The organism is Alteromonas sp. H39 (genome assembly GCF_047556435.1).
Classification (GTDB): Bacteria; Pseudomonadota; Gammaproteobacteria; order Enterobacterales; family Alteromonadaceae; genus Alteromonas.
Map to the genome: position 1 here is coordinate 3,405,666 of NZ_CP180210.1, position 12,978 is coordinate 3,418,643.

Annotated in this window: 9 protein-coding genes; 5 read left to right on the plus strand and 4 right to left on the minus strand. The window is 50.2% G+C overall.

Annotation, left to right across the window (positions count from 1 at the left end):
- Nucleotides 1-15 precede the first annotated feature (15 nt).
- Both ACLBLI_RS14930 and ACLBLI_RS14935 read left to right on the plus strand, forming a co-directional pair.
- On the plus strand, nucleotides 16-2,673 hold the full coding sequence (locus tag ACLBLI_RS14930; RefSeq protein ID WP_414828385.1) for an ATP-binding protein: 2,658 nt from the start codon (nucleotides 16-18) through the stop codon (nucleotides 2,671-2,673).
- Nucleotides 2,674-3,090: 417 nt separating this feature from the next.
- Nucleotides 3,091-4,239 (plus strand): iron-containing alcohol dehydrogenase, encoded by a 1,149-nt coding sequence (locus ACLBLI_RS14935; RefSeq protein WP_414830972.1) that lies wholly within the window; start codon nucleotides 3,091-3,093, stop codon nucleotides 4,237-4,239.
- A gap of 454 nt (nucleotides 4,240-4,693) precedes the next feature.
- Here the strand turns inward: ACLBLI_RS14935 and ACLBLI_RS14940 are convergent, their stop codons facing one another.
- From ACLBLI_RS14940 to pepA, 3 genes are read right to left on the minus strand one after another with little or no spacing between them, the layout of a single operon-like run.
- Nucleotides 4,694-7,465: a valine--tRNA ligase gene (locus tag ACLBLI_RS14940; RefSeq protein ID WP_414828386.1), complete on the minus strand. Its 2,772-nt coding sequence runs from the start codon at nucleotides 7,463-7,465 to the stop codon at nucleotides 4,694-4,696.
- A gap of 8 nt (nucleotides 7,466-7,473) precedes the next feature.
- Nucleotides 7,474-7,902 (minus strand): DNA polymerase III subunit chi, encoded by a 429-nt coding sequence (locus ACLBLI_RS14945; RefSeq protein WP_414828387.1) that lies wholly within the window; start codon nucleotides 7,900-7,902, stop codon nucleotides 7,474-7,476.
- Nucleotides 7,903-7,908: 6 nt separating this feature from the next.
- The gene (gene pepA / locus ACLBLI_RS14950; protein ID WP_414828388.1) at nucleotides 7,909-9,414 is read right to left on the minus strand and encodes a leucyl aminopeptidase; all 1,506 of its coding nucleotides are present in this window, start codon (nucleotides 9,412-9,414) and stop codon (nucleotides 7,909-7,911) included.
- Nucleotides 9,415-9,681: 267 nt separating this feature from the next.
- Here pepA and lptF point away from each other — a divergent pair, with 267 nt between their 5' ends.
- The 3 genes from lptF (at nucleotide 9,682) to ACLBLI_RS14965 (ending at nucleotide 12,363) form a co-directional block, all read left to right on the plus strand.
- A complete protein-coding gene (lptF, locus tag ACLBLI_RS14955) occupies nucleotides 9,682-10,785 on the plus strand; it encodes an LPS export ABC transporter permease LptF (protein ID WP_414828389.1) in 1,104 nt (367 codons plus the stop codon).
- On the plus strand, nucleotides 10,785-11,846 hold the full coding sequence (gene lptG / locus ACLBLI_RS14960) for an LPS export ABC transporter permease LptG (protein WP_414828390.1): 1,062 nt from the start codon (nucleotides 10,785-10,787) through the stop codon (nucleotides 11,844-11,846). The genes lptF and lptG overlap by 1 nt, the downstream gene beginning before the upstream one ends.
- 340 nt (nucleotides 11,847-12,186) lie before the next feature.
- A complete protein-coding gene (locus ACLBLI_RS14965) occupies nucleotides 12,187-12,363 on the plus strand; it encodes a hypothetical protein (RefSeq protein ID WP_414828391.1) in 177 nt (58 codons plus the stop codon).
- Nucleotides 12,364-12,505: 142 nt separating this feature from the next.
- On the opposite strand, the gene ACLBLI_RS14970 is transcribed toward ACLBLI_RS14965, so the two are convergent.
- Complete coding sequence (locus tag ACLBLI_RS14970) at nucleotides 12,506-12,949, minus strand: RDD family protein (RefSeq protein WP_414830973.1); 444 nt, start codon at nucleotides 12,947-12,949, stop codon at nucleotides 12,506-12,508.
- Nucleotides 12,950-12,978: the final 29 nt, after the last annotated feature.

Sequence of the window (12,978 nt, forward strand, 5' to 3'; positions counted from 1 at the left end):
ACAGGAAAGCGCGTAATGTCGTCAATTCGCACACAACTTATAATTGTGCTGGTAGCGCTGGTTTCACTGCTGTTGATTCAGGGTATGCTTGCCCGTCAAAACCAACAGGTGTTAAACGACGGGCTTGAGGTCACCCGACAGGCAGTAAATGATGTCAGCCTGGTTAAGGAACTTGAGCGGGACATACTGGATTTGCAGCGTAATGTGCTGATTTTCAAAGAAACGGCGAGTCAGTCTGCGGTAAACCGCTTCGAGCGCCTGATGCTGTCGATTGAAAACAAACTGCAACAGCTCAGCGAATCTGCGGGCTCTTTGGCAGGAGGCCTCTCTGATGAAAATGTACTAGAGCGTATGCGCTCACATCTGGAGGACTACCAGGAAAACTTTATTGAAGTCATCGACGCGCGGGCAAGACGTGACGATTTGGTCCGCTCAGGCTCGTTAACTGACATTCTGGAACTGCGTCAGACGCTGAAATCTCTGGCCGCGACTGCAAGCGCACCAACGTCCTATATCAATGAGTTGAGCCTGAAGCTGGATGCAGCAGAAAGCGCTTCACTGCAATACCTGATATCACCCAGTCTGAAACAAATTACCGCATTTAACTCAGCCATGCAGTCAATGCAGGTTCAGCTAGATGAAGGCGCGCCTTTTCCGGTAGAGGCGATGATTGCGCAGATAGAAAACGCCAAAGCCAGATTCTTTAAGCTAACTCAAATTACCCAGGGCAACCTCTTCTTAGTAAATGTCGTCATGGCAGGTTCGGCGAACGAGTTTCTCTATCTCAGCGGTGAGCTGGCACAGCAGGTAGCCGCCTATTCAGATCAGATCCGCAAGCAAACCCAGCAACAAGCAGATGCAGCCCGATTAAACGGTGAACTGTATTCACTGGTTGCAATTTTGCTGGCGCTCGCTGCTGCGATATTCGCCATCGTCAGAATTTTAGGTCCAATTCGCTCCATTACAGAAGTTTTTAATCGCTTGTCAGAAGGGGAAAATCTGAAAACCATACCCGGTATCAACCGCAACGATGAAATTGGGGAACTGGCGAAAGCCGCCTACGTATTCAGTGATAAAAACCGTGAAACCGGGCAGCTATTGGAAGCGGCAAGAGAATCCAATATCCAAATGGAGGCTCTGAATAAAGAACTGGTTGAATCGAAACTCCGGGCCGAGCAGGCCACCGCGTCAAAGAGTATTTTCCTGGCCAACATGAGTCATGAAATCCGCACCCCCATGAACGGCATTATCGGACTTATCGAGCTGGCACAGCAGCAACCCATGTCGTCAATGATGCGCAGTTATCTGGACAAAGCGGCTTACTCAAGCCAGATACTGATGACAGTAATAAATGATATTCTGGACTTCTCTAAAATCGAGGCAGGTAAATTAGAAATTGAAGAAGTGAGCTTTTCACTGCATTCACTCTTCGACAACCTGATTGGCGTTATCGCCCTGCGCGCACAGGAAAAGAACCTGTCCGTAAAGCTGTACGTAGAGCCCACGCTGCCGCCTCAGGTGATAGGCGACCCCCTCCGGTTAGCTCAGGTGCTAATGAACCTTGGCACCAATGCTGTCAAATTTACCGAGCAAGGCGAAATTAATATCCTTTTCCGTGGTCAGCGTAATGACACCGGAAATCAGCTTAATCTGACCATTGAAGTACAGGACTCAGGTATCGGAATGTCTGACAAGCAATTAGCGCGGATATTTCAACCTTTTACTCAGGCTGATGGTTCGACCAACAGGCGCTATGGTGGCACTGGGCTAGGCCTTACTATTGTGAAGCAGCTTACAGAGTTGATGAAAGGCCGTCTTGAAGTAGAATCAACGCCTGGTAAGGGCAGCCTGTTCAGAGTGCTTATTCCGTTGCGTATCTTTCAGACCCAGCCCGGGATCCTTGAGGGTATCCCTACCGTTCCTGCGGGTACACAATATTTCAGCGACATGCCCCTATTGTCACGTAGTTACTTAAAGTTAATTGGTATTCGCGAGCCTGGTTTGCCACTGGCTACCTTGCAGCAGCTCTCTGATCCAGCACCTTGCGTATTAATTGATATCAATCATCCGGGCGATCTCAAGTCCAATGTAGATACTTTATTCTCTTTGCAGGCACAGGACGTGCGCGTGGGCCTGATACTGGCAACCCAGGTTGGTGCGATACAGGAAAAACTGCTGTCGGGATGGAAAGGCTCGGTTCTGGTGCACCCCTTCTCCCCGATCCAGTTTGAGCGCTTCATTAAGGAGCTGAATAAGATTGAGTCGGAGGTCGTAGTTTACGACAACCAGACAGAACACCTTGAGCTTGAAGGTCATATTCTGTTGGTAGAGGACAATAATATCAATCAGGTAGTCACTGGTGAGTTGTTGAGCAGCCTTGGCCTGACTTACGATATCGCTGAAGATGGGTTGCAGGCTATCAGAAAAGTGATGAATTCGCCGGTGTACGATCTCATCCTGATGGATGTGCAAATGCCTGTGAAAGATGGCTACGAAGCTACCCGCGAACTCAGAGAAAAAGGATTCACTGAGTTGCCTATCATCGGGTTATCGGCAAACGCGATGAAAGAAGATCAACAGCAGGCACACAAAGCTGGCATGAACGATTACCTCACTAAACCGGTAAAACGAGAAGCACTTAGCAAAGTCCTTAAGTTGCATTTAAGTGCGTAAGCCTGTTGCTGTTATACGCTATGAGAAGCTGGACTAATGTCTCCTTCATGCGTTGGGAAAGACGAATTCAGTGAGCATGCGTAACAATTCTCTCATACCAGTATGGCTAAGCAGTTTGGCGTGATACAACGCATCGAAGTGCTGGCAGAAAGCCCCTTTTTCTTTGTGAATTGCTATTGGTGCACCTGACAGGCCACAGAGTTAGGCATCGCTGGTAGGTGCTAAGGGCGCGTACTCAGCTGCGATTAGTGATTGCATCCATTGCAGCAATATGTCATGAATCTAGCCAACGACACCTTTTTCAGGCGATCGCATGTAAGTAAAAAATGACATCGCGATTATCAAGTAAAAATTTTTCACGCTTGTGGCCTTCATCTGATTCCGAGAACACGTGTAACACAAAACGATATGAAGAACATGCAAATAGCTTACTTTAAATCAGCAAAAAAATTAATCACCGGCAACGGGGCTGTGAACACGCTTAGAGACGAGCTTTCTCGACTTGGCGTGACAAAGCCTGCCGTTATTACTGATAAAGGAGTAAGCCAGTCCGGAGGACTGTCTCTTGTTACGAACCAGCTTCAGGCTGGAAGTTTTGTAGTTTACGATGATATCCCGCCTGAACCGGAAATTTCTGTTATAGAGAAATGTGTTGCAGAACTTCGAGACAAAGATGTGGATGGCATAATTGCCGTTGGTGGCGGCAGTGCCATCGATAGCGCAAAAGTACTGGCAGTTACCATGGGACATGAGGGGAAAATTTCAGCACTTTTTGGCGAAGATAACGTTGCCTCCAGAGACATTCCACTCATCGCTATTCCTACAACAGCCGGAACTGGCTCTGAAGTTACCAACATTGCTATTTTGTCAGACCCGGAAGATCAGCTTAAAAAGGGTATAGTGAGTGAATACCTGCTACCAGATGTTGCAATTGTTTCTGCAGAGATGACTGTTAGCTGCCCCGCAGGCGTTACTGCCGCGAGCGGCATTGATGCGCTGGTGCATGCAATCGAAGCCTATCTCTCGGTTAACGCCAGTGCGATTACCGATGCGCTCGCGTTAAAAGCGATTACATTACTTTATCCTGCACTACCGAAAGCGTTTGCCAATGGCAGCGATCTGGCAGCCCGTAATGATATGGCAACCGGCAGTTTGCTTGCCGGCCTGGCTTTTGGAAATGCAGGTGTCGGTGCGGTTCATGCTTTGGCCTACCCGCTGGGAGGCCGGTACCACCTGTCTCACGGCATGAGCAATGCGGTAATGTTACCCCATGTAATGAAAGCAAATGCAGTGGCATGCCAGGAACGTATAGTTGATATTGGTAACGCAATGCAGCTACAAACTCAGGGGCTTTCCACATCAGGCAGCGTTGCTCTTGTTCTGGATGCAATAGTAAAGATCTGTCGCGACGTAGAAATACCCGCCACGCTAAGGCACTTTGGTATTCCGGAAGAGGACATTCCGGCTCTGGCAGTAGATGCCAGCAACGTCACGCGCTTGCTGCGCAACAACCCCAGAACATTGACAGTGGATGACATAGAAACTATTTACCGTCAGGCGTTTTAATTCCAACACAGACAACGAACAGGAAAAAGCAAAAGCGTGCCCTCCAATTGCCAGGGTCTGTGCAATTTCCGGCTGACGAATAACGCGATATACCGCCTGTGTTCGAAGCCTGATTATGTCAGCGGCACGTCTTAGGTAATTGTCACCGCAGTAGCTTTCCAGGTGGAAATTGCTAACCTCTTGCCAGCGGCCGCCTCTTTCAGTCAAATGGTTGGCGAAACGTAATTGCTGTCGTCTTCTGGCAGCGAGAGTCTGACGGCCCTACCCCAGATGCTGCAGCTGCAGCCTGGCGCTGATGCTAAGTGCAAATTGCTGCAGCTTCGCAAAGTGTGTTGCCTTTGCTCTTGCTCCTTGGGTAACCCCGCTTATGTTTCGTTGCTGCGCCGCCACGAGAATAAAAAAACGGCCGCAAATGCGACCGCTTTCCATGCTGCATACTATTGCTTTTTAATCACTACAGCGACTGAATGGTTTCCACCTGCGCATTGAGCTTATCAAGCTGCTTCTGACCGTCTTCCAGCTTCGCACGCTCTTTGGCAATAACCTCATCGGGTGCGTTACTCACGAACTTCTCGTTGGACAGTTTTCCTTCAGTGCGACTGAGGTCCTTCTGCACTTTATCAATGGCTTTATGCAAACGTGCCAGCTCGGCTTCTTTGTCGATAAGACCTGCCATGGGAATAAGGATCTCCATATCCCCTACCAGTGCCGTGGCACTTGGTGGCGCTGACTCTCCTGCTTTCAGGATTGTCACGGTTTCCAGTTTTGAAAGCTTATCCAAAAACGCTTTCGCGGCATCCAGTCGACGGGCGTCTTCGTCGCTCACATTTTTCAGCAGCGCATTCAGCGGTTTATTCGGGGAGATATCCATTTCACCACGGATATTTCGAATACCCACAATAAACTTCTTCACCCACTCAATATCGCTAAGTACCTGCGCATCCTGCAAGGACGTATCCTGCGCCGGGAATGGCTGCACCATAATGCTTTGAGTATCCCCTTTCACGTCGGATAAGGGCGCGACGCGCTGCCAGATTTCCTCGGTAATAAAGGGCATAAACGGATGCAGTAAACGTAGCGTGTGCTCAAGCACATTGATAAGTGTATGACGCGTACCACGTTTCTCTGCTTCTGTACTGGCATCGTTATTCAACACCGGCTTCGTCAGCTCAAGATACCAGTCACACAGTTGGTTCCAGGTGAATTCGTAAATGGTTTGTGCGGCAATATCGAAGCGATAATCAGCCAGCGCAGACTCAAAGTCTTTCAGCGTTTGCTGGAACTTCGCCCAAATCCAGCGATCGGCGAGGCTCAGTGTCATCTCGCCACCCTCACGGCCGGTATCGTGCTCTTCGGTATTCATCAACACGAAGCGCGAGGCATTCCAAATCTTGTTACAGAAGTTACGATAACCTTCCACCCGGCCCATATCGAAATTGATATCACGGCTGGTAGATGCCATAGCAGCAAACGTAAAGCGCAGCGCATCCGTACCATAGGCCTGAATACCTTCCGGGAACTGCTTACGGGTGTTCTTCTCAATCTTCTTGGCAAGCTGCGGCTGCATCATGCCAGAGGTGCGTTTACTTACCAGTGACTCCAGATCGATACCGTCGATAAGATCGATAGGGTCCAGTACATTGCCTTTCGACTTCGACATCTTATCGCCGTTCTCATCACGAATAAGGCCGGTGATATAGATGTCTTTAAACGGGATTTTGCCGGTAAACTTCTTGGTCATCATGATCATTCTGGCTACCCAGAAGAAAATGATATCGAAGCCGGTAACCAGCACAGAAGAGGGAACGAACTCTTCCAGTTCCGGTGTTTGCTCCGGCCAGCCCATAGTGGCAAATGGCCACAATGCGGAGGAGAACCAGGTATCCAGCACATCATCGTCCTGGCTTAAGGTTACGTCACTGCCCAGGCTATGCTTCTCACGGACTTCGTCTTCGGTTCTGCCAACATACACGTTGCCGTCATTATCATACCAAGCAGGAATACGGTGTCCCCACCACAGTTGGCGTGAAATACACCAGTCCTGGATATTGTGCATCCACTGGTAGTACGTTTTGTTCCAGTTCTCAGGGATAAAGCGAATTTCACCGCTTTCAACTGCTTCGATGGCAGGTTTTGCCAGCGACTCAACGGCCACGTACCATTGGTCCGTCAGGTAAGGTTCGATAACCGCACCGGTGCGATCACCGCGCGGGACTTTCAGCTTGTGCTTGTCGATTTTTACGAGGTTACCGCTGGCATCCAAATCTTCCACAATTTGTTTGCGGGCATCAAACCTGTCCATCCCACGATAGGCTTCCGGTGCTTCATCATTAATTTTAGCATCGGCAGTCAGGATGTTTATCATCGGCAGGCTGTGACGCTTGCCCATGTCATAGTCGTTAAAGTCGTGCGCTGGCGTGATCTTCACGCAGCCGGTGCCGAACTCCGGATCAACGTAGTCATCGGCGATAATAGGAATAAGACGGCCGGTGATTGGCAGTGTAATCTCTTTGCCGATAAAGTTCTGATAGCGCTCATCATCAGGGTGAACGGCAACGGCGGTATCGCCCAGCATAGTTTCAGGGCGTGTGGTGGCAACCACCAGCTCTCCGCTGCCATCGGCAAGCGGATAGCGCATGTGCCACATGTGGCCGTCTTCTTCTTCGTTCAGTACTTCTAAATCGGATACCGCTGTGTGCAGAACCGGGTCCCAGTTAACCAGACGCTTACCACGGTAAATCAGGCCTTCTTCGTGAAGCTTAACAAAGACTTCGGTCACGGCTTTGGACAGGTTCTCGTCCATGGTGAACACTTCGCGATCCCAGTCTGGTGACGTGCCTAAACGGCGCATCTGGCTGGTGATAGTGCCACCACTTTGCTCTTTCCATTCCCAGATTTTGTCGATAAAGGCTTCACGGCCTAAATCGTGACGGGTTTTGCCATCAGCGTTTAACTGACGTTCAACCACCATCTGGGTAGCAATACCGGCGTGGTCGGTGCCGACCTGCCATAGGGTATTGTCGCCTTTCATACGATGGTAGCGGGTTAACGCATCCATAATGGTTTGCTGAAAACCGTGCCCCATGTGCAGGCTACCGGTTACGTTTGGAGGTGGCAGCAGAATGCAATAAGGCTGCCCTTCCCCAGAAGCTTTAAACAGACCCGCTTCTTCCCACTGCTGATAGCATTGCTTTTCAATGGACTGCGGTTCGAAGGTCTTTTCCATACTTTCTCTCAATCTTCAGCGGCTGTGAACTGCATGTTACAGCCCGCTTGTTGATATTTTTTATAACGCACCCGCGCTGCCTGTTTTTCGGCGTCATCGGCAGGTACAAAATCGATTATGCGTTGATATTGCTGTGGATTGGACAACATGGTGTCGCCCAGATTCACCACCAGAGGGCGGCGGACAAGCTGGGATTCCTCCCAGCAGATGACGACCGGCGTTCCCGATGGCGGCCCCTCACCATGCAGGTTATGGGGCACAAATCGCTTCGCCGGTAATTGCCAAAGTAGTTCATCAACGTCTTCTGCCAGTGACTGCGTCTCACACATCACTGCCACTTTCTGCTTGTTTGCGTAAGCGTCAGCCACCAGTTCGCACGCGCGCTCGGCAGCACTCTTCGCGTTGGCGGCCAGTTGATAGAACATCACCTGAGGCATACTGTCTTAGTCCTCTTGCTTCGTACCAGCGCGGTTCATCAGAAACTGTGACAGCATAGGAACCGGACGGCCGGTTGCGCCCTTGTTCTTACCGCTGCGCCATGCCGTACCGGCAATATCCAGGTGCGCCCAGTTGTACTTTTTGGTAAACCGCGACAAGAAGCACGCGGCAGTAATACTGCCTGCAGGACGGCCACCCAGATTGGTCATATCGGCAAACGGGCTTTCCAGTTGCTCCTGATACTCATCCCAGATAGGTAAACGCCATGCGCGATCGGAGCTTTGCTCTGACGCGTTCATCAGCTCATGTGCCAGCGGGTTGTGTGTGCTCATCAGGCCGGTAGCGTGATGACCCAGTGCAATAATCGCAGCACCGGTAAGGGTTGCCACATCAACCACCAACTCAGGCTCGTAGCGCTCAACGTAGGTCAGCGCATCACACAACACAAGACGGCCTTCAGCATCCGTGTTCAATACTTCAACGGTTTGTCCTGACATGGTAGTCAGGATATCGCCAGGGCGATACGCTTTACCGTCAGGCATGTTTTCACAGCCTGCCAGCACGCCAATCACGTTAATTGGCAAATTCAGCGCGGCTACTGTGTGCATGGTACCCAGCACACCGGCTGCACCGCCCATGTCGTACTTCATTTCATCCATGGCTTCGCCTGGCTTTAATGAAATACCGCCGGCATCAAATGTCAGGCCTTTCCCCACTAGCACAATAGGAGGCTGATCAGCCGGACCACCACGGTGATGCATAATACTCATCATGGATTCGTTGTCTGAGCCGCGACCTACCGCGAGATACGCCTGCATACCCAGTTCAGCCATTTGCGCTTCGTTGACCACTTCAGCGGTAACCGAATCGTATTCGCTGGCCAGTGCTTGCGCCTGCTCCCACAAATACGCCGGATTACAGATATTTGGCGGCATATTTGCCACATCACGGGTGACTTTGGCCCCTTTAGAAATCGCCAGACCGTGCTCGACGGCACGCTCACCGACTGTCAGCTCTCGTCGGGTAGGTACATTGAATACAATTTTACGCAGTGGACGGCGTGGCTCGCCTTTTTTGGTTTTCAGTTGCAGGAAGGTGTACAGAGAGTCCTGTGTGGCTTCTACAGCCTGGCGAACCTTCCAATAAGTATCGCGACCTTTTACGTGAAGCTCAGTCAGAAAACATACGGCTTCCATCGAACCGGTTTCGTTCAGGGTTTTGATGGTTTTGGCAATGATTTGCTTGTACTGGCGCTCATCTAACTCGCGCTCTTTACCGCAGCCTACCAGCAATACACGCTCGCTCAGCACGTTAGGAACATGGTGAAGCAACAACATCTGACCGGCTTTGCCTTCCAGGTCGCCGCGACGTAAAAGGTTACTGATGTAGCCTTCACTAATTTCATCCAGTTGCTCAGCCACCGCAGTTAAGCGTCGTGGCTCGAAAACGCCTACGACGATACACGCACTGCGCTGCTTCTCAGGACTGCCACTTTTTACACTAAACTCCACGATAACACCTCGCTTTTTTCCTGTCGGGTTTGCATGGTAACGAAATTCACATAACGTTTTGCACTGCTTTATGTTTTAATACGCAGCCATAGTTGCATGCAGGCTACGAATGACGCAATGTAGGGTATCGGATGATACGCAGACGCTCCGGCGCCGTATGACCATGCAAACGGTTTATTGAATGCAGGCAAAACTTGTAAAAACACTAAGTTTACTCAAAATTGTGGTTTCTTTCACTAAAATTCCTAATTTTCCTGAAGGCGTGACATGCTGATATTCCGCTATTTACTTAAGGAAACGGTAAAGTCGCAGCTGGCAATTTTTCTCATTCTGATGGCGATTTTTGTCACTCTGCGTTTTGTCCGTGTTCTTGGCGATGCGTCGGATGGCGATATTCCCGCCGGCCTTGTGCTTGGCTTCCTTGCTTTGTATGCGCCTATCCTCGCTTCACTGGTGCTGCCTATCAGTGCCTATCTTGGCATTATGCTGGCGCATGGTCGCCTGTACGTAGACAGTGAAATGACCGTCATGCGGGCCTGTGGTATCAGCGAATGGTACATCACCCGGGTGATGTTGTTCTTATCCGTGCTGATTATGATAGTGACCGGTGTGATCACCTTGTATCTGGCGCCGATGGCTGCTGAGAACGAATATCAGTTAAGAGAAAAAGCCCGCTCAGAGGCCGGTTTTTCCGCGATTATTCCCGGCCGATTCCAACAAACCGGCAACGGGAAGGCAGTGATTTTTGTTCATGATACCGATGCCGAAGATGACAGCTTGCGTCGGGTGTTTCTGTCTCAGCAGCAAAGTGACAGTGCCAGCTCACGGGTACGTGTGGTGTATGCTCAGCAAGGTCAGATTTCGAACAATGAAGACGGCACCCGAAGCCTGGTGTTAAATGACGGCACCCAGTACGAAGGTGAGCAGGCACAAAAGAGCTTCCGTAAAGTGGCGTTTGATGAATACCAGATTCAGATTAACGACAAGCCTGCAGAACAGGACCGCCGCAAGGTCAGTGTACTGCCAACAACCGAACTCTGGGATGATGACTCCATTGAGGCGCGCGCTGAGCTTCAGTGGCGTATTGCGATTCCGTTGTCGATTCCGTTTCTCATTCTGATAGCGGTGCCGTTAAGTGCCGTCGATCCGCGCCAGGGCCGGTTCGGTAAAATGTTCCCGGCTATTTTGCTGTATCTGGGCTATTTTTTGTTACTGCTGGCAAGTAGGCGCGTGCTGGAAGACGGTAAAATGCCACCTCAACTTGGGTTGTGGTGGGTGCATGCCATCATGCTGATCATTGGTGTAGGCCTTATTGCCCGTGACCGGAAAACCGGTACGCAGTTCCGTGCCTGGATTCTGGGTAAGAAATAATGTTTAAGATCCTCGATTTATACATCGCACGCACCCTGCTTGGCACCATTACCGTTACACTGTCAGTACTAATTGGTTTAAGTGCCCTGATCAAATTTGTCGAACAACTTCGCAAGCTGGGCGAAGGTGACTATGACATGGTTGTGGCCGCTATATACGTAGTGCTCAGCCTGCCACGAGACCTCGAACAGTTCTTCCCTATGGCAACCCTTCTCGGAGGCCTTATCGGAATGGGTCTGTTAGCGAGCAACTCCGAGCTGGTTGTTATGCAGGCTTCGGGCTTAAGCCGATGGAATATTATTGGCTCGGCGATGAAATCTGCCGTACTTATGATCCTTTTTGTCATGGCGATTGGTGAATGGGTGACACCGTTCAGCGAGTCTAAAGCTAAGGAGATCCGCACCGAGGCGATATCCGGCGGAAGCCTGTTCTCGTCCGATCAACTGGTTTGGGCGAAGGATGGAGACCATTTTGTCAGCATCGGTCAAGTCGTATCCCGGGAAAGTTTGCGTGAAATCAGCATCTATGATTTTAACGATGATCTTACGCTTAATAGCATCACTTACGCTCAGGAAGGCGTTTTTGACGGCGACGGATGGTGGCTGGAGGAAGTGACTACAACGCAGTTTACCGATGAAAAAGTTACGCGCGAGCCTACCGACAGAATGCGCTGGGATTCGGGCTTAACCCCTGACAAGCTCGGCATTGTTGCGGTGAAGCCTGAAGCGTTGTCGATTCAGGGATTGAACGATTATATTCAGTACCTGGATAGTAATGACCAGGATGCCAGCCGTTATGAACTGGCATTGTGGCGCAAAATTCTTCAGCCAGTGTCGGTCGGCGTCATGCTATTAATGGCGCTGTCGTTTATTTTCGGCCCGCTGCGCAGCGTTACCATGGGTGCCCGCGTCATCATGGGCGTGTTAACCGGCTTTGGTTTCTTTATCACTAACGAAGTGTTCGGGCCGCTTAGTCTGGTATATCAGCTCCCGCCCTTCCTTGGCGCACTGCTTCCCAGTGCAATGTTCGCTGCTGTAGCAGCGTTTTTGTTGCGGAAGTAGGTCTCGATTTCCTATTTCGTGTCAGGCACGAAACCCACAAATAGAAATGAGGCCCAGCCTGAACGGCCTCCCCCCTCACGTCAAGCCAGCCTCAAACGAAAACCGACTACCATGACGCGATAACTTAAAACACGGCTAAAGTACAGTCGTAAACCTTTCTTGCGCCTTATACGCTAAGCCTGTCTCTGCAGAGATTTTCTAGTTCGATTTCGAAGAAGTTATCATGTTGAATGAATTAACAAAGAAAGAGCAGGAAGCCGTTTCAGGTGGGTATATATAAGCAATTGTGGCTGGCTTCGCATTGGCAGAGGCCGGTTTCGGCCTCTGCTTAGGGGATGGTATGGAAAAATTAATCAAAACAGGATTCACCGTTGCTGCCAGCATCTATGTCGCTCAGGCAGTCTACGCGCTTTTCATTCAGGAAAATAAGGAGATCTACCTGAGTTATCTGCAAACAGGGTTACTTTTCATTGCGTTGGGTTATCTTGAAAGACTTAGAGTTGAGCGCAGGCGTTAAACCCAAAAGCACCTAGAGTGATGACGTTGTGCTCACTCCATTTGAGCAGAAAAGCGGTTCGCGTGCTAAGTAATTTAACGGCAGGCTGGTTGCAACATGCAGCGACGTCACAAATGGATTGCTTTTTACCAAACCCATACACTTACCAACTTTTATGATCGTTCGCCTCTTTAGACAACTTTAACACTTCCGTTTTCGCCAGGCGATCTTGCAGCGACTGTTTGTTTTTTACGTCAAAAACCACCAGCAACGTTCCTAGTCCGCCTAGTGAAGCAACTAACCGCAGCAACAAACGCGGCCATGTTACCGGCTCTTCTACAGTACTGTAGATACGAAGACGCCAGGCGCGCATTCCCAACGTCTGACCGCCGCGCTTCCAGAACCACAGAAAGAAGCCCGCTATCCAGGCGCCCACCCAAAGCTGAATGATGGTTTTGTAAAGTAGTGAACTCTGAATAAGATCTGCAGGCTCGGCGTAGCCACGTAAATCCAGCACGCCGTTTTTAAGCAGCACCACAAGCGTAACGATAAGCACCATTGCCGCGCACATTCCCACCGCAATCGCGACAAGGCTGTCGTAAACCATTGCCAGTAAGCGACGGAAAAAACCAGCTC

Bases quoted from the DNA above. Each gene is read 5' to 3' on its own strand.
- ACLBLI_RS14930 (WP_414828385.1), top strand. From the start codon at position 16: ATGTCGTCAATTCGCACACAACTTATAATTGTGCTGGTAGCGCTGGTT.
- ACLBLI_RS14935 (WP_414830972.1), top strand. From the start codon at position 3,091: ATGCAAATAGCTTACTTTAAATCAGCAAAAAAATTAATCACCGGCAAC.
- ACLBLI_RS14940 (WP_414828386.1), bottom strand. From the start codon at position 7,465: ATGGAAAAGACCTTCGAACCGCAGTCCATTGAAAAGCAATGCTATCAG.
- ACLBLI_RS14945 (WP_414828387.1), bottom strand. From the start codon at position 7,902: ATGCCTCAGGTGATGTTCTATCAACTGGCCGCCAACGCGAAGAGTGCT.
- lptF (WP_414828389.1), top strand. From the start codon at position 9,682: ATGCTGATATTCCGCTATTTACTTAAGGAAACGGTAAAGTCGCAGCTG.
- lptG (WP_414828390.1), top strand. From the start codon at position 10,785: ATGTTTAAGATCCTCGATTTATACATCGCACGCACCCTGCTTGGCACC.
- ACLBLI_RS14965 (WP_414828391.1), top strand. From the start codon at position 12,187: ATGGAAAAATTAATCAAAACAGGATTCACCGTTGCTGCCAGCATCTAT.
- ACLBLI_RS14970 (WP_414830973.1), bottom strand. From the start codon at position 12,949: ATGGTTTACGACAGCCTTGTCGCGATTGCGGTGGGAATGTGCGCGGCA.